General features: G+C 74.3%; 12 protein-coding genes. 4 read left to right on the top strand and 8 right to left on the bottom strand.

All coding sequences use genetic code 11. The features are described from left to right. Positions 1 to 161 precede the first annotated feature (161 nt). Together FH715_RS24210 and FH715_RS24205 are read right to left on the bottom strand one after the other, a co-directional pair. On the bottom strand, positions 162 to 1,130 hold the full coding sequence (locus FH715_RS24210; RefSeq protein WP_139648882.1) for a pirin family protein: 969 nt from the start codon (positions 1,128 to 1,130) through the stop codon (positions 162 to 164). A gap of 69 nt (positions 1,131 to 1,199) precedes the next feature. Continuing rightward, positions 1,200 to 2,414: a helix-turn-helix domain-containing protein gene (locus FH715_RS24205; protein WP_139648880.1), complete on the bottom strand. Its 1,215-nt coding sequence runs from the start codon at positions 2,412 to 2,414 to the stop codon at positions 1,200 to 1,202. 216 nt (positions 2,415 to 2,630) lie between these two features. Here FH715_RS24205 and FH715_RS24200 point away from each other — a divergent pair, with 216 nt between their 5' ends. The 3 genes from FH715_RS24200 (at position 2,631) to FH715_RS24190 (ending at position 6,384) form a co-directional block, all read left to right on the top strand. Beyond that, positions 2,631 to 3,281 carry a hypothetical protein gene (locus tag FH715_RS24200; protein ID WP_139648879.1) on the top strand — a complete coding sequence of 217 codons (651 nt, stop codon included), beginning with the start codon at positions 2,631 to 2,633 and terminating at the stop codon, positions 3,279 to 3,281. Positions 3,282 to 3,575: 294 nt separating this feature from the next. Continuing rightward, positions 3,576 to 4,652 (top strand): LacI family DNA-binding transcriptional regulator, encoded by a 1,077-nt coding sequence (locus FH715_RS24195; protein ID WP_139648877.1) that lies wholly within the window; start codon positions 3,576 to 3,578, stop codon positions 4,650 to 4,652. 55 nt (positions 4,653 to 4,707) lie between these two features. Continuing rightward, complete coding sequence (locus tag FH715_RS24190; RefSeq protein WP_139648876.1) at positions 4,708 to 6,384, top strand: glycoside hydrolase family 13 protein; 1,677 nt, start codon at positions 4,708 to 4,710, stop codon at positions 6,382 to 6,384. 76 nt (positions 6,385 to 6,460) lie between these two features. Here the strand turns inward: FH715_RS24190 and FH715_RS24185 are convergent, their stop codons facing one another. From FH715_RS24185 to FH715_RS24175, 3 genes are read right to left on the bottom strand one after another with little or no spacing between them, the layout of a single operon-like run. Next, positions 6,461 to 6,829 carry a GntR family transcriptional regulator gene (locus tag FH715_RS24185; RefSeq protein WP_139648949.1) on the bottom strand — a complete coding sequence of 123 codons (369 nt, stop codon included), beginning with the start codon at positions 6,827 to 6,829 and terminating at the stop codon, positions 6,461 to 6,463. 45 nt (positions 6,830 to 6,874) lie between these two features. After that, positions 6,875 to 8,221 carry a lysine N(6)-hydroxylase/L-ornithine N(5)-oxygenase family protein gene (locus FH715_RS24180; RefSeq protein WP_139648874.1) on the bottom strand — a complete coding sequence of 449 codons (1,347 nt, stop codon included), beginning with the start codon at positions 8,219 to 8,221 and terminating at the stop codon, positions 6,875 to 6,877. Further along, positions 8,218 to 9,762, bottom strand: a complete 1,545-nt coding sequence (locus FH715_RS24175) for a pyridoxal phosphate-dependent decarboxylase family protein (protein WP_139648872.1) — start codon at positions 9,760 to 9,762, stop codon at positions 8,218 to 8,220. The genes FH715_RS24180 and FH715_RS24175 overlap by 4 nt, the downstream gene beginning before the upstream one ends. 238 nt (positions 9,763 to 10,000) lie before the next feature. On the opposite strand from FH715_RS24175, the gene FH715_RS24170 reads away from it, so the two are divergent. Then, complete coding sequence (locus FH715_RS24170) at positions 10,001 to 10,657, top strand: pyridoxamine 5'-phosphate oxidase family protein (protein ID WP_246108944.1); 657 nt, start codon at positions 10,001 to 10,003, stop codon at positions 10,655 to 10,657. Positions 10,658 to 10,672: 15 nt separating this feature from the next. Here FH715_RS24170 and FH715_RS24165 read toward each other — a convergent pair whose 3' ends face one another. From FH715_RS24165 to FH715_RS24155, 3 genes are all read right to left on the bottom strand, one after another. After that, on the bottom strand, positions 10,673 to 11,539 hold the full coding sequence (locus FH715_RS24165) for an esterase/lipase family protein (RefSeq protein WP_139648869.1): 867 nt from the start codon (positions 11,537 to 11,539) through the stop codon (positions 10,673 to 10,675). 124 nt (positions 11,540 to 11,663) lie between these two features. Continuing rightward, entirely contained in the window at positions 11,664 to 12,647 is a 984-nt protein-coding gene (locus tag FH715_RS24160; protein ID WP_139648867.1) for a DNA polymerase Y family protein, read from the bottom strand. After that, a complete protein-coding gene (locus tag FH715_RS24155; protein WP_139648865.1) occupies positions 12,644 to 16,099 on the bottom strand; it encodes a DNA polymerase III subunit alpha in 3,456 nt (1,151 codons plus the stop codon). The genes FH715_RS24160 and FH715_RS24155 overlap by 4 nt, the downstream gene beginning before the upstream one ends. Between the last annotated feature and the right edge of the window lie 221 nt (positions 16,100 to 16,320).

The following is a 16,320-nucleotide window of genomic DNA, read 5'->3' as shown; positions in this document are numbered from 1 at the left end:
CATCCGACCCGCCAACTGCCGTGCCCCGATACTACCTTCGGTGACGGCGAAGGCGCTCCAGGTGAGGTGAAGACGAGGAGGGAAACTCATGATCGACTGTCACCCCTCGTCCCCTCCTCCCCCGCGCGACCGGTTCCAGCACGGCCCCCGCCAAGCCGGGGTCACCGCACCCTGCCGCGCGGCTTCAGCGGGGTCGAGGGCAGCGGTGGGGCGGCGAGGGGTGGGCCGGCGTAGCCGGTGACGGTGCCGAAGCGGTCGCCGGTGGTCCAGTCGGCGCGGGCCTGGGCGATCTCCTCCTGGGTGCGCCCGATGAAGTTCCACCACAGCAGGAGGCGTTCCTCGAACGGCAGGCCGCCGAGCAGCAGCACGGACGCGTCGTGGTCGGCGCGGACGGGGAGTTCGGCGCGGCCCTGGCCGAGGTAGAGGAGGGAGCCGGGGGTCAGGCGCACGCCGTCGACCTCCGACTCGCCCGCGATGGTGAGGACGGCGTACTCGAACTGTTCCTCCAGCGGCAGCCGGGCGTCGGTGCCGCCGGCCAGCGTGAGGTCGGCGCCGACCAGCGGGGAGTAGGTGGTGCCGGGCGAGGTCGCGCCGTCGAGGGTGCCGAGGATGACGGTGGCGTCGAGGCCGCCGCCCCCGGCGACCCGGGGCAGCTCCTCGTGGAACTCGAAGTGCGGCGCGGTGTGGCGGTGTTGGTCGGGCAGCGCGACCCACAGCTGGGCGCCGTGCAGGACCGGCGCGTGCCGGTGGGGGCGCGGGGACTCCTCGGAGTGGGCGATGGCGCGCCCGGAGGTCATCAGGCCCAGCTGGCGCGGCCGGATGGTGGCCGACGAGCCGACGCTGTCGCGGTGCACCACCTCCCCTTCGTGGAGCCAGCTGACGGTCTGGAGCCCGATGTGCGGATGGGGCGGTACCCGCATCCCCGGCGCGTCGGTGATGTCGTCCGGTCCGTAGTGGTCGACGAAGCACCAGGCGCCGATCATTCGCCGCCCCAGGGTGGGCAGCAGGCGCCGCACGACGGTCGACTCGCCGAGCGGCACCTCACGCCCCTCCTGTAGCTCCCGCACCGGTCCTGTGTGGTGGGCCGCGCCGCAGGGGGAGGGCGCCGGGTGTGGGTCGAGGTTGCTCATGGGGTGATCGTGCCCCACCGGAACCGGTCGGTTCCGGTCAGCCACACGGGCGGCCCCCTGAGCGGCCGATCACCAGCCGGCGTCCGTCCACTCCCCCGTCGCATGGTCGTGCGCCAGCGCGCCCCCGCCGCCTGAACCGCTGGTGCGGAACGGGGCTCCCCCGTCGTCGAGCCGCAGCGTGCCGCCGTCGTCGCCGTTGGTCCACTCCAGCTCGACGTACCAGTCGCAGTCGCACTCCGCCGTCTGCGCCTCGATCCGCAGCGCCAGCGGCTCCTCGGGTGTGACGGCGAACGGCAGGCTCGGCGGCGTGAGTTCGCTTTCGCTCATGGCGTCGTAGCCGTCCCGGGGGCGGAGCTGGGGCCGTTCGGCGTCCAGGTCGGCGGTGAAGGCGGCAGGGGTCAGCGCGCCGCCGCACCCCGGGGACATGTCGTAGGCGGTCCACTCCAGCGGCGCGCGGCGCTCCTCGACCCGCAGGTGCAGTGCCTCGATCACCACCGGCCCCGGCGCGGTGCCGGTCAGGGTGGCCTCGACGATGGTGGAGTCGCCGTGCACCGCGCCCAGTCCGGTGGCCCACGCCTCGGCGTCCTGGGCCACCGGGGGCGGCGGAACGGCGTCCGGGGCGCGGTCCACGAGATAGCGGTGCCCGCAGCCCTCGGCCCAGACGTGGGAGCGGGCCGCGTACTCCAACGGCGGCGGCGCGGCGGCCTGTCGCGGCGCCGCGTCCTGGTCGCCGGGCGCGTCGCCGGGCGCGTCGCCAGGGGCGGCGGCGGACGCGCCGTCGCCGCCGGGTCCCGTCGCCGACCGCCACAGCCCCCAGCCGCCGACCGGGGCCACCAGCAGCGCCGCCGCCACCAGCACCGCCCACGGCCGGCGCCCGCGCCCGGGGGCCGGAACAGGGGTCGGGACGGGGGCGGACACGAGGGCCGGAACGGCAACGGGGCCGGGGTCGGCGGCGGGTTCCGGAGCCGGAACGGGCTCCTCCGCCGCGGGCGCGGCGGCCGACCGCGGCTCGGCGGACGGCGCCGGCGCCGCGCGGCCCCGCGCGCCGTCGGCCGCGAGCCAGAGCCGGTGCAGCTCCAACAGCTCGTCGGGGCGCGCGCCACACGCCGCCGCCAGGCGTTCGACCGCCGGGTAGTCGGCGGGCACCACCGCGCCCGAGCAGTAGCGGTGCAGGGTGGAGGTGCTGGTGTGCAGTCGCCGCGCCAACGCGCCGTAGCTGAGCCCCGAGCGCTCCTTCAGCGCCCGCAGTCTGGCCGCCAACTCGCCGGCCGGCCCGTTCCCCATGTGCCTCTCTCCCCCGCCGTCCGCCCGTTCCCGCGTCCCGTTCCGCGTTCCAGGGGCTCACGTTCTTCGACGTCAGAGGGGCTTCGGCCGTTCCACCTTCCCAGATGTTCCCGCCCGGGTTGCCGCCGGGTCGCGGGGCGTCCCAGGCTGCTCGGCAGGGCGGCCGTGGGCCGCCGGGAGACGGCCCACGAGGCCGACGAGACGAGGGGGAGACCCATGCGACACACACGAGGGTCGGCACGCGGACTGGCGGTCGCCGCGGGGGCGGCGCTCGGGGCCGGGGCGCTGGCGCTGACCGCGCTGGCGGGCTCCGCGACGGCCGGGGAGAGCGCCGGGGAGTCGACGGCCAGGGACGCGGACACGTTCGTCACGGGCGACGAGCTGCCGACGCACCCGGACGGCTGGTACAGCGACGGCCCGTTCGACGGGCTGCCTGAGGTGCCGGTGTTCTGCTTCGGTTCGCTGCTGCCGGATGAAAACGCCGGCCATGTCAACCACCGCACCGAGCTGGACACCAACGCCACCCAGGTGGTGATGGACCTCGGCAACGAGGAGGACGCCGCCGGGCTGGTCGAGGTGCTGCACGAGGCCGGCACGGACTGCGCCTCCGACTGGCTGTGGCAGAACCCGGGCGGCACCGCCTCCTGGGACGAGCTTGGCGAGTTGGAACAGGCGGACTACGGGCGGGTGTTCGGCGTGTACACCGCGCCGGAGCAGGCCGGTCAGGACGTGAACCTCTTCGCGGTCGTCCGCGAGGGAAGCCTGGTCACGGTGGTGCGTTGGGGCCAGATGGGCACGCTGGACCAGGCGCCGGTGGAGGAGTTCCTCGCCACGGCCGAGTCCGCGCGGGCCCGGCTCGACGGCTAGCGCACGCCGTTCACGACGGCCGGGCCCGGTCGGCTCGACGCCCACGCGTCGGCCGGCCGGGTCCGGCCGTTCCGGGCGCGCCGAGTGGGTATGCCTTCCGGGGAACGTTTCACGGGAACTGTTCTCATGCACACGTTTACAACGCGCCGCGACAGGGCTGACGGGTCGACACGGACGTCAATCGCCCGTTTCGCGCCCTGAGTTGGCTGAAAGCACAAGATTTTTTCATGTAAGCGATTGCACCACCTCCGGTGTCGGCAGTACGTTCGGCGTACCGCCGTTGATCGGAGGGTTATGGCCACGAGCATCATCGATGTCGCCAAGCGGGCCGAGGTGTCGACCGCCACCGTCTCCCGTGCCCTGCGCGGGCTGCCGAACGTGTCGGCGGCGACCAGGGAGCGCGTGCTGCGCGCCGCCGAGGAGCTGTCGTACTCGGTCTCCCCGCACGCCTCCTCGCTCGCCTCCGGCCGCACGGGCACCGTCGGCGTCGTGGTGCCTTTCGTCAACCGCTGGTTCTACAGCCAGGTGCTGGCCGGCGTCGACTCGGTGCTGCGCGCCCACGACCTCGATCTGCTGCTCTACAACCTCGGTGACGAGCGGGTGCACGAGCGGTTCTTCACCAGGATGCCGCTGCGCCGCAGGGTGGACGCCCTGATCGTGCTCAACCTCCCGCTGTCCGCAGCGGAGAGCGAGGCGCTGGTCTCGATGGAGGTGCCGATCGCCGTGCTCGGCGGCTCGATTCCGGGCTGCTGGCATGTCTCGATCGACAACCAGGAGGGCGCGAGCACCGCCGTGCGCCACCTGATCAACCTGGGGCACCGGCGCATCGGTATGATCACCGCCGCCCCCGGAGATCCTCGGGGGTTCACCACCCCGATCGTTCGCCAGCACGCCTACCGCACGGTGCTCGCGCAGGCCGGGATTGCCTACGACCCGGATCTGGAAGTGCCTGGCCATCTCAGTATCGACGAGGGCGCCTCGGCGATGGCACAGCTGCTGAGCCTCGCCGAACCCCCGACGGCGGTCTTCGCCGAGTCGGACCAGATGGCCTTCGGCGCACTGCGGACGTTGGGCCGCATGGGGCTATCCGCCCCCGACGATGTCTCGGTCATCGGGTTTGACGACCACGAGACGGCCGAGCTGCTCGATCTCACCACGATCGCGCAACCCGTAGCCCACCAGGGAGAGTTGCTCGCCCGCCAGATACTGGACGCGCTGTCCGGGGGCGACGAGGAGCCCACCCAGGTGGTGGTGCCGACCCGGCTGGTAGTCCGGGGCACCACCGGCGCGGCGCGGGAACATCCGCCCCGATATCACTCCACACCTCGGCCGGGACCTGAACCGGACCAGCACAGCACCACCGCGCGGTGAGCCGCCGCCGACCGCGCATCTCCCAGGGTCAACTCGCAAGAGGAATGGAAGATACGTGCCCCGCACCCGCATTGACCAGAAGTCGGCCGCGCCCTGGTGGCGAGACGCCGTCATCTACCAGGTCTACATCAGAAGCTTCGCCGACGGGAACGGCGACGGGATCGGCGACCTCGCCGGTCTGCGTGCCCGTCTGCCCTACCTTCAGGAACTGGGGGTGGACGCGCTGTGGATCAACCCCTGGTATCCGTCCCCGATGGCCGACGGCGGCTACGACGTCGCCGACTACCGGAACATCGACCCCGCCTTCGGCACCCTCGCCGAGGCCGAGGAGATGATCGCCGAGGCGCACACCTTCGGGATGCGCGTCGTGCTGGACATCGTCCCCAACCACACCTCCGAGCAACACGTCTGGTTCCAGGAGGCGTTGGCCGCCGCACCGGGCTCGCCCGAGCGGGAGCGCTACGTCTTCAGGGACGGCCTGGGTGAGGACGGCGCCCGTCCGCCCAACGACTGGCGCAGCCGGTTCGGCGGACCCGCGTGGACGCGCGTCACCGAGCCCGACGGCACGCCGGGCCAGTGGTACCTGCACCTGTTCGACTCACTCCAGCCGGACCTGCACTGGGGCAACCGGGAGGTGCGGGACGAGTTCGAGTCGATCCTGCGCTTCTGGTTCGACCGGGGGGTGGACGGCTTCCGGATCGACGTGGCGCACGGGCTGGTGAAGGACCCGGACCTGCCCGACCTGGGCATCCCCGAGGACGCCGTCTTCGAGCACGAGCGGCACCGGGAGAGCCACCCGCACTGGGACCAGGACGGCGTCCACGAGATCTACCAGGCGTGGCGCAAGATCGCCGACTCCTACGCGGGCGACCGGGTCTTCGTGGCCGAGGCGCACGTGCGGGACGAGCGGCTGGCGGGCTATCTGCGCCAGGACGAACTGCACACGGCGTTCAACTTCCCCTATCTGAAGTCCTCCTGGGACCCGAAGGCGATGCGGGAGGTGATCGACCGCAGCGTGACCACGCTGGCGACGGTCGGCGCGCCGCCGACCTGGGTGCTCTCCAACCACGACGTGCCCCGGCACGTCACCCGTTACGGGCGCGAGGACACCACGACGCACGAGCACAACACCGTCGGGGGCGGCGTCGACCTGGAGCTGGGAACGCGCAGGGCGCGCGCCGCCGCGCTGCTGACGCTGGCGCTGCCCGGCGGCGCCTACCTGTACCAGGGCGAGGAGTTGGGCCTGTGGGAGGTCGAGGACCTGCCGGAAGAGGTGCTGGCCGACCCCACGTGGGAACGTTCCGGGCGCACGGTGCGCGGGCGCGACGGCTGCCGGGTGCCGCTGCCGTGGTCGGGGCTCGACGGGCCGTTCGGCTTCGGCCCGAAGGGCACGGAGCCGTGGCTGCCGCAGCCGGCGGAGTGGAAGAGCCTGACGGCGCAGGCGCAGTCGGGCATCCCCTGGTCGATGCTGGAGCTATACCGCTCGGCGCTGCGGCTGCGGCGGGAGCAGCCGGGCTTCGACAGCGGGACGCTGCGCTGGCTGGCGACCCCGGAGGGGGTGCTCGCCTTCGAGCGCTCCCCGGTGCTGCGGTGCGCGGTCAACTTCTCCGACGAGCCGTACCCGTTGCCGAGGAACTGGGGTGTGCTGCTGACCAGTGAACGACTGGTCAACGGCCAGCTGCCCCCCGACACGACGGTCTGGCTCTGGGGCGGTGGCTCCGCCCGGGGGTGACGTCGCCCCGGCGGGTCGGCCCGCTGCCGCGTGGCGGCGGGCCGACCGGCCGGGTGAGTGAGCGACTCCCGGCGCGCTACGAGGCGTAGGCGGCGCGGACCGCCTCGACGGCCGCCGCGAGGGCCTCGTCCGCGTCGAGGCCGAGCCGCTTCGCGCGGCGCGCGAAGGTCTCGGCCGCGGCTGCCGCCTCCCGGGCGGCGGCCGAGTCGGCGGGCGCGACGAACGTGCCCTGGCGGCCCCGCGTCTCCACGACGCCGTCGGCCTCCAAGGTGCGGTACGCCTTGGCGACCGTGTTGACCGCGACGCCCAGCTCGGCGGCGAGGGCTCGCACGGTGGGCAGCCGGTAGCCGACGGGCAGCGTGCCGCCCCTGGCCTGCTCGGCCACCTGGCGGCACAGCTGCTCGTAGGGCGGCACGGCGGACTCGGGGTCGATGCGCGCTGTCATCCCGTTCATCGGTCCGATTCTGCCGCACCTCCCCCGGCGCCGGCGTCATCCGGCCGGCGGCGCCCCCGGTCCGAACGTCTGGAACGCCGTGTTCCTCGGGATGCGGAAGACGTCCCGCCCCGCGACCGCGTTGAGGATCAGCGCGCTGCGGTAGGCGCCGATGCCCAGGTCGGGGGCGGCGGCACCGTGGGTGTGGAGTTCGGCGTTCTGGACGAAGAGCCCGCCGGTGACCTCGGGGGCGGTCGCCACCCGGTGTTCGGCCGAGACGTCGTAACGGCCCCGCGCGTCCCAGAGGATGAGCTTCTCGACGGGGGCCAGGCAGTCGGGTCGGCGCGCCGCGTAGCCGGTGGAGGCGATCACCGCCTCGGTGCGGTGGACGGCCTCGCGCTCGGTGTCGGCGTGCCAGGTGGTCAGGCGCAGGCCGCCGTCCTCGTCGGCCTCGGCGCCGCGCACGGCCGTGGCGGGGAGCAGCGTGACGGGAGGCCGGTCGCCGTCGAGCAGGTGGTCGTAGAGCTCCTGGTGGATGAGGTCGATGGTCTCGCTGTCGATGCCCTTGTAGAGCTGCCACTGGGAGGTGACCAGTCGGTCCCTGGTCTCCGGTGGCAAGGCGTGGAAGTACCGCATGTAGGCGGGGGTGGTGTACTCCAGCACCAGTTTGGAGTAGTCCAGTGGGGCGAACCCCCAGGAGCGGGTGAGCCAGTTGATTGACCAGCCGGCGTCGCGCTGGCGGCGCAGCAGGTCGAGGAAGACCTCGGCGCCCGACTGTCCGGAGCCGACCACGGTGACGGAACGGGTGCCGGCATCGGCGAGCGCGTCGACGCGGTGCAGGTACTCGCCGGAGTGGAAGACCCGTTCGCCGGCGAGCCGGCGCAGCGGCTCGGGCAGGACGGGTTCGGTGCCGACGCCCATGACGAGGTGGCGGGCGCGGCGGGTGGTGACGGCGCCGGTGGCGGTGTCGCGGAGGGTGAGCAGCCAGCGTTCGGTCGTGGCGTCCCAGTCGACGGCCGTGACGTCGGTGCCGAAGTGGCAGCCCGACAGCCGGGCGGCGGCCCAGGCGCAGTAGTCGGCGTACTCGCGGCGCGGGACGTGGAAGCGTTCGGCGATGTAGAAGGGGTACATCCGGTCGTGTTCGACCAGGTAGTTGAGGAACGACCAGCGGCTGGTGGGGCGGATCAGTGTGACGAGGTCGGCGAGGAAGCCGACCTGGAGCGAGGCCCAGTCGAACATCAGGCCCGGGTGCCAGTCGTAGCGCGGGCGGCGGTCGAACGCGGCGAAGCGCAGCTCGGGCACCTCGTCGGCGAGCGCGGCGAGGGCGAGGTTGAACGGGCCTATGCCGACGGCCGCCAGGTCGAGTTCGGGCTCGGCCGGGGGCCCGGGTTCGGACTCGGTCACGGGAGTTCCTCCGTCTCCACGGCGCGTCCCGCCACCTCGACGGCGGTCAGCAGCTCCTGGATGTCGTCCCGCGTGGCCCGCGGGTTGAGCAGGGTGAGTTTGAGTCGGACGCGGCCGGTGGCCTCGTCGCCGGCCAGGTCGTCGGTGCGGCCGATCAGCGCGCGGCCCTGGAGCAGCAGCCGGCGGCGCAGCGCGCCGTTGACGGCGTCGGCACGTTCGGGGTCGGGGCTGCCGCCGGCGGGGACATAGCGGAAGACCACGGTGGTGAGCACGGGGTCGGCGACGAGTTCCAGCCGTGGGTGGGCCGTTATCCGTTCGGCGGCGAATAGGGCCAGGTCGTGGCAGGTCTCCAGCATCCGTCCCACGCCGCGCCTGCCGAGCGCGAGGAAGGTGGCGACGACCTTGAGCGCGTCGGCCCTGCGGGTGGTGGCCAACGAGTGGCCGAGCAGCCCGTCGTAGCCGGCGGCTCCGTCGTCGTCGGGGTTGAGGTAGGCGACGCGCAGCCCGGTGCTGGTCGTCAGGTCGGCGCGGTCGCGGACCAGCAGCACGCTGGCGGCGGCCGGCTGCCAGGCGGTCTTGTGCAGGTCGATGGTGAGCGAGTCGGCGTGCTCGATGCCGTCGAGCAGCGGGCGCAGCCGGTCGGAGAAGAGCGCGCCGCCCCCGTAGGCGGCGTCGACGTGCAGCCGGGCGCCGTGGCGGTGGGCGGTGGCGGCGAGTTCGGGCAGCGGGTCGACGGAGCCGTAGTCGGTGGTACCGGCGGTGGCGACGACGGCGATCGGCAGTTCGTTCCCGGCGCGCGCTTCGAGGGCCTTCTCCAGTGCCTCGGCGGTCATCCTGCGGTGCGCGTCGGCGGGCACGGGGCGGACGGCCTCCTCGCCGAGGCCCAGCACGGAGCAGGCCCTGGCGACCGAGAAGTGTGCCAACTCCGAGCAGTAGAGGACGGGTTGGGTGGCCATTCCGGTCAGTCCCGCGCTTCTGACGTCGCGTTGGGCGCGCAGCGCGGTGTCGCGGGCGATGAGCAGGGCCTGGAGGTTGGAGGCGGTGCCGCCGGGGGTGAGCACGCCGTCGGCCCCCGGTCCGTAGCCGGCGAGCGCGGTGAGCGCGCGCACCAGCCGGCTCTCCAACTCGACGGCGACGGGGCCGCTGTCCCAGGTGTCGACGGAGGCGTTGAACGCGGAGGCCAGCACGTCGGTCGCGGTGGCGACGCCGAGCGCCGGGGGTTGGAGGTGGGCGGCTGCCCTGGGGTCGGCGAGGTCGACGGTGTGGCTGGCGTAGGTCCTGGCCAGCGCGAGCACCGCCTCGCGGCCACCGCCGTCGGCCGGCAGCGGGCCCTCGGGGAGTTGGGCGTCCACCACGTGGGCGAGTTCGAGGGGCGTGAGCGGTGGGAGCGGGCCACTCCTGCGGCGCAGGGCCTTGGCGGCCTCGCTGGTCAACTCACCGACGAGGCGGCCGACCTCGACGATGCCCTCGGGGTCGGCGGCCAGCAGGTCGGGCTCCCTCAGGGGGTCGGGCGCGGGCACGGTGGGTACGTGGCCGGACATGCTCATGAGTCGGTGGCGTCCCTTGTCTCGGGTGTCGCGGCTGTCGTGGGGGTCTACGTGTCCGGAGAGCGTGGCCGGACGGCAACCCACGACAATTTAGGTTAGGCACACCTAACCTTGCAACCGAGCCTTGCCACACCGGGCTTCGCCGACGCCACTGTCAGTGGGCGGGAGTAGGCTCGCCGAGCAGGAGAGCCCGGGGGATTCGGGGCCTCCTTGGGACGGGGAGGAGCACGTGGTGGTCGACGACGAGACGCCCTGGCGGAGAGCCGGGGAGATACACGAGGTCGCCAGCGAGGAGGAGTTGACCGCGCTGGTCGGCGAGCCCAAGCCGTACACCAGGGACAAGGTCCGCACGGCGCTTCATTCGTGGGACCGGGAGTGGCTGGCGCACTCGCCGCTCTGCCTGGTCGCCACCTCGGACGCGGAGGGCCGGCTCGACGTCTCGCCGAAGGGCGATCCGGCAGGCGTCGCGCTGGTGTTGGACGACCACACCCTCGCGATACCCGACCGCCCGGGGAACCGCAGGGTGGACGGCTTCCACAACATCCTGCGCAACCCCCGGGTCGGCCTGATCTTCCTGCTGCCGGGGCGTGGCGACACGCTGCGGGTCAACGGCCGCGCCAGGATCGTCAGCCGGGCGCCGTTCCTGGACCGCATGGTGGTCCGGGGCAACCGCCCCCGGCTCGCGCTGCTGGTGGAGGTCGAGGAGGTCTTCCACCACTGCGCCAAGGCCTTTCTGCGTTCCCGCGCCTGGGAGCCGGAGAGCTGGCGGCCGGACGTGCTGCCGACCAGGGCCCGGCTCGCCAAGGCGCTGGAGCGCCCCGACGAGCCGCTGGAGGTGTTGGAGGAGCACTACGGCCCGGCCTACGCCCAGCGGCTCTACGGGGAGTGAGACGGCGAAGGCCCCTCAGGAGACGAGGTGGCGGCAGTCGGTCGGCTCGGCGCCCGCCGGGTCGAGGGCGTTGACCACCTCGTGGAAGGCCATCCGGTCGCCGAGGCCGATGGAGACGTGCTCGGAGACGTTCAGCGGGCAGAGGTCCTGGAGCAGCACGTTGCGCACGCCGGGCTCGTCGATGAACTGCGTCTCGTACGGCGTGACGACCTGGTCGTAACGGGTGGCGATCACGGTGTACTCGACGCCGGGGACGGTGTGGCCGTCGGCGTTCAGCTCGGTCAGGAAGTCGGAGCCGACGACCTGCTGGGTCAGGGCCGGGGTGAAGGTGTCGATGGCGTCGGCGAGCCCGGGGACGATGTCGAGCAGCGTGGTGAGCCCGGACAGCGTGGTGCCGTTGGTGCTGGGGGCGAGCGCGACCAGGGCGTTGACCTTGTCGGCGGCGCCCGGGTGGTTCTTGAGGTAGTGGCGGGGCATCATCCCGCCCTGGGAGTGGCCGACGAGGTCCACCTCGTCGGCGCCCGTGGTGGCCAGCACCTCGTCGACGTAGTCGGCCAGCTGCGCCGACGACTCCTCGATGGGGCCGAGCGCGGCGAGGACGGGCACTCCCGGCAGCTGGCCGTAGTCCAGCGAGTAGACGCAGTAGCCGCGGTCGACCAGATAGGGGGCGAGCCCCAGCCAGTTGACGGTGCCGTTGGCGCCGGTGCCGTGGACCAGGACGACGGGGCGGTGCTCCGACGAGCAGTCGGACTCGTTCCAACCGCCGGTCGGGGCCGCCGCGTTCGCGGTGCCGCCGGGCAGCGCGAGCAGGGGCAGGGCCAACAGGCCGGCGAACAGGGCGAATCGGTTGGCGCGTGATGGTGTGGTTGTCCCGAAGGGCATGGCGGCTCTCCTCACCCGTGGTCTGCGGTGTGGCTCGCGTCACAGTGACGGGCCCATGCCAAGTTACGGGCGGGTAACCCGCCCCGCCCACACGCGGGACGGTGAAGAAGTCTTCACGGCTCGCTCACGGCACGACCGTACGCGCCGCCGGCCCCACGGCCCGCTCCCCGAACCTGCGCCTGGCCCGGTCGGCGGCCCGCTCCGCGCCGCGCCGGCGCTCGTCGGCCGGGTCAAGGGAGAGCTGCCGGGTGGCGCGTTCGGCCGCCGCGAGCCCCTCGGCGCGCAGCGCGACCGCGCGCACCCGGGCGCGTTGCAGCCCGAGCGCCTCGTGCAGGGCGTCGGCGAGCGCGAGCAACGCCGGGGTGTGCGCGGTCGGTTCGGCCAGCCCCCGGCGCCGGGTGGTGGTGGCGTGGTCGGCGTAGCGGACGGTGAGGGTCAGCGCGCCGGCGGTCTGGCCGGCGCCGCGCAGCCGGTAGCCCAGCTCGTCGGCGAGGGTCAGCAGCGCGCGGTGACGCCGGCCGGCGTCGAGCTCGTCGCGGTCGAAGCGGTGCTCGACCGCCAGCGTGGGCTCGGGGGCGCCGGGCACCACCGGCGTGGGGTCCTGCCCCTCGGCCAGCGCGCGCAGCCGGCGCGCCTCGCGCGCGCCGAGCACCCGTTGCAGCGCGGCGGGCGGCGCGGCGGCCAACCGGCCCACCGTTCCCAGCCCGTAGCCGGCCAACGCGCGTGCGGTCGAGGCGCCCACCCCCGGCAGCGCGTCCACCGGCAGCCCGGCGAGGAACGCGGCGACGCCCCCGGGGTCGCCCGGCACCGCCCACACCCCGGGCCCGTCGCGGCCGACCAGGGCCAGCCGGGCCAGCAGCGGGTTGTGGGCGACGCCCACCGCGCAGTCCACGCCGTGCCGCGCCAGCGCGCGCACCCGCAGCAGCCCCGCCAGCCGCTCCGCGTCGGCGCCGAAGTAGCGCAGCGCGCCCCCGACATCGGCGAGCGCGCCCTCCGGGGGCAGCGCCCGCACCACGGGGGTGAGGTCGGTGAGCAGCCCCACCAGCGCCGGGTGTTCCTCCGGCCGGTGGCCGAGGAAGCGGACCTGGAGCACCGCGCGCCCGGTCATCCCGCGCTCCCGGGGCTGGCGTGCCAGAGCTTGCGCGGCACCTTGGCCGACTCGCCGGCCGGCCGCAGGTCGGCCCAGGGGTGCAGCGGGTGGCCGCCCGGCTGCTCGATCCGCCGGGTGACCTCCGCCCCCGCCTCCCGGCCGCCCTCCTCCCGTTCACTGGCCGCCGCCCGTTCGCCCGCCGCCTCCTCGGTGTGGGCGAGGTGCTCGGCGACCGCCGGCAGGCCGCCGGCGGCGCGGAGTTCGGCCAGGTCGGCGAGGTCCCAGGCGATCTCGCCGACCACGCTCAACGTGCGCGGCCCGCGCCGCTGCACCGTGCCGCGCACCAGCAGCAGCCAGGAGTGGAAGACGGTGTGGGCGCTGGCGGCGTGGCTGTCCTCGAAGAAGGCGAGGTCGACCAGGCCGTTGGTGTCGTCCAGGGTCACGAAGATCACCCGCCGCCCCGAACGGATCGGCGGGGTCTGGGTGGCGACCTTGGCGCCGGCCACCAGCACCGTCTCGCCGTGCGCCGCGTCACGCAGCCGGCGTGCGTCGACCACCCCCAGCTCGTCGAGGAACGCGCGGTGGTCGGCGAGCAGATGGCGCTGGGTCTCCATGCCGAGCACGCCCAGCTCGGCGTCCAGGCGCTCGTCCCCGTCCAGGTCGGGCAGGCCGGCCGGCGGGGTGCGGGCGGCGTCGGCCAGCGGCAGCTGGCGCGCGCCGGGGCGCCGCCCCCGGCGCTGGCGGTGCAGCTCGGCCAGGTGCAGCAGCAGGTCGCGCCGGTTCTCGCCGAAGGCGTCCAACGCCCCGACGGTGGCGAGCCGTTCGGCGACCGGGCGGCTGGGCGCGGCGCGGTGGACCAGGTCGGGCAGCGAGGCGTAGGGGCGGCCGGCGGCGATCCTGGCCGCCTCCTCCTCGGCGATGCCCTTCACCTCGCCGAGCGCCAACCGCACACCCCACAGCCCGGATTCAGACTCCAGTTCGATTCGATAGACCGCGTCGGACCGGTTCACGTCGAGCGGCAGCACCGGCACCCCGCGCCGCCTGGCGTCGGCGAGCAGCAGCCGCTTGGGGTACATCCCGGGGTCGTGGGTGAGCAGCCCGGCATAGAACGCGGCCGGGTGGTGGGCCTTGAGCCAGGCCGACTGGTAGGTCGGGACGGCGAAGGCCACCGCGTGCGCCTTGCAGAAGCCGTAGGCGCCGAACGACTGGACGCTCTCCCAGGCGCGGGCGACCACCTCCGGCGCGTAGCCGCGCCGTTCGGCCAGCTCGGAGAACCAGACCCGCACCCGGCCCAGGCGCTCCGCGTCGGACAGCGCCCGCCTCGCCTCGTCGGCCAGCCCGGCGTCGCAGCCGGTCATGGTCGCGATCACCCCGATGATCTGCTCGTGGAAGACCACCACACCGTGGGTCTCCCGCAGCACCGGCTCCAGGTCGCGGTGGAGGAGACGGACCGCGCGCCGGCCGTGCTTGGCCTCGATGAACGGGGTGACCATGTCGGCGGAGACCGGCCCCGGCCGGAAGAGCGATATGTCGACCACCAGGTCGTGGAAGTCCACGGGCTGAAGCCGGCCCAGCAGGTCGCGCTGGCCGGGGGACTCGATCTGGAAGCAGCCCAGGGTCTCGCTGGAACGGATCAGCCGGTAGGTCTCCGGGTCGCCCTCGGGCACCCGGTCCAGGTCGATCCGCTCGCCCGCGGCCCGTTCGGTCTCGGCCACGGCGTGCGCCATCGCCGACTGCATCCGCACCCCGAGCACGTCGAGCTTGAGCAGCCCGAGGTCCTCCACGTCCTCCTTGTCGAACTGGGACATCGCGAACCCCTCCCCGCTGGTGGGCACCACCGGGGTGCGGGCGCGCAGCGAGGCGTCGGAGAGCAGCACCCCGCACGGATGCATCGCCACCCCGCGCGGCAACCCGTCCAGCGCCTCGACCAGCTCCCACATCCGGGGCCCGTAGGCGTCGGCGTCCACCCCGCGCAGCTCGGGCAGCTCGGCGAGCGCGGCGCGCGCGTCGCCGGCCCTGATGTGCGGGAACGCCTTGGCCAGCCGGTCCACCTCGGCCGGCTCGATACCGAGCGCCAGCCCGACGTCCCGCACCGCGTGCCGCACCCGGTAGGTCTCCGGCATGGCGACGGTCGCGACCCGCTCCTCGCCGAAGCGCGCGAAGATGGCCCGGTACGCCTCCAGCCTGCGGGCCGACTCGACGTCCACGTCGATGTCGGGCAGGACCGGGCGGCGCGGGGAGAGGAAGCGCTCCATCAGCAGCCCGTGCTCCACCGGGTCGGCGGCGGCGATCCCCAGCAGGTGGTTGACCAGTGACCCCGCGCCCGAGCCGCGCGCGGTGACCCGGATGCCCAGCGCGCGGACGTCCTCGACCACCTGGGCGACGGTCAGGAAGTACGAGGCGTAGCCGAGCCGTTCGACGATCGCCAGCTCGGCGTCGAGCCGGTCCCACCGCGCCCGGTCCCCCGCGTGGCCGCGGAGCGTCATCGCGGCGGCGCAGCGGGAGCGCAGCACCCGTGCGGCGGTGCGCCGCTCGGCGCCGACCAGCGCGGGCTCGGGGAAGTGCACGCTGCCCAGGCCCAGGTCGTCCTCGGGGTCGACCCGGCAGGAGAGCGCGGTCTCGGCGGTGTGCTCCAGCAGCCGCCGCGCGGCGTCGGGGCCGTAGCCGGCGGCGCGGGCGACCCGCTCGGCCTCGCGCTCCATCGAGGCCGGGTCCTTCAGCCAGCGCTCGCCGGCGTCCAGGGCGCCGCGGGTGTCGATGGGCACCAGCCGGCGGGCGGAGTCCAGCACGTCGGCCACCGGGCCCTGGCCGGGGTCGGCGTAGCGGACGGCGTTCCCGAGCACCGGGACGACGCCGGTCTCGGCGGCCAGGCCCAGGGTGCGGGCCGCGGTGCGCTCCGGGCCGCTGGCCACCACCTCCAGCCGCAGCGCCGGCCCGAACAGCTCCCGCCAGGGCGCCAGCAGCCGCACCGCCCGGTCGGGGCGGCCGGCGGTCAGCGCGCGCCCGGGCTCGGAGTCCGGCCCCAGCAGCGCGAGCACGCCGCGCCCGCCGCCGGCGGCCAGCTCCGGCCAGGGCAGCAGCGGCCGTTCCCCGCCGCCGGCGTGGGCCGCGGTGACCAGCCGGCACAGCTCGGCCCAGCCGGCGGCGCCGTCCCTGGCCAGCAGCACCACCCGGGGCGCCGACTCGTCGGTGAACGCGCCCCCGCGCACGGGGGTGCGGCGGCGTTGCGTGGCGGTGCGTTCGCGCTCATCGGGCGGGCCGACGGCCAGCTCGACGCCGTAGACCGGACGCACCCCGGCCGCCGCGCAGCCCTTGGCGAAGCGGACCGCGCCGGCCAGGGTGTCGCGGTCGGTGAGCGCGACGGCCTCCATCCCCCGCTCCCCGGCCCGCCGGGCCAGCCGCTCGGGGTGGGAGGCGCCGTAGCGGAGCGAGAACCCGGAGGCCACATGGAGATGAGTGAACCCCGCCATCGCCGCACCGCCTCTCTTCGCGCACCGCCCCCCAGGCCGTCCTCCGGCCCGTCTCCCCCGCCGTTCCGGTCCACCATAAACCAGCCATCGAACGCGTGTGCGAGTGATGTCCTTCGCAGGTCACCCGGGCTTTCGGTGATCTTGACTGGCCGAAAAGCGACGGGCGGGCAACGCCCCGCGCGGCGCCCCGAGTTGTCCACCCGCCCCGGATTCCGCGCCCC

It is taken from the genome of Streptomyces sedi, assembly GCF_006335015.1.
Classification (GTDB): Bacteria; Actinomycetota; Actinomycetes; order Streptomycetales; family Streptomycetaceae; genus Streptomyces; species Streptomyces sedi.
Note: the sequence above shows the minus strand (reverse complement) of the source record. Positions and strands in the feature narration are given on the sequence as shown.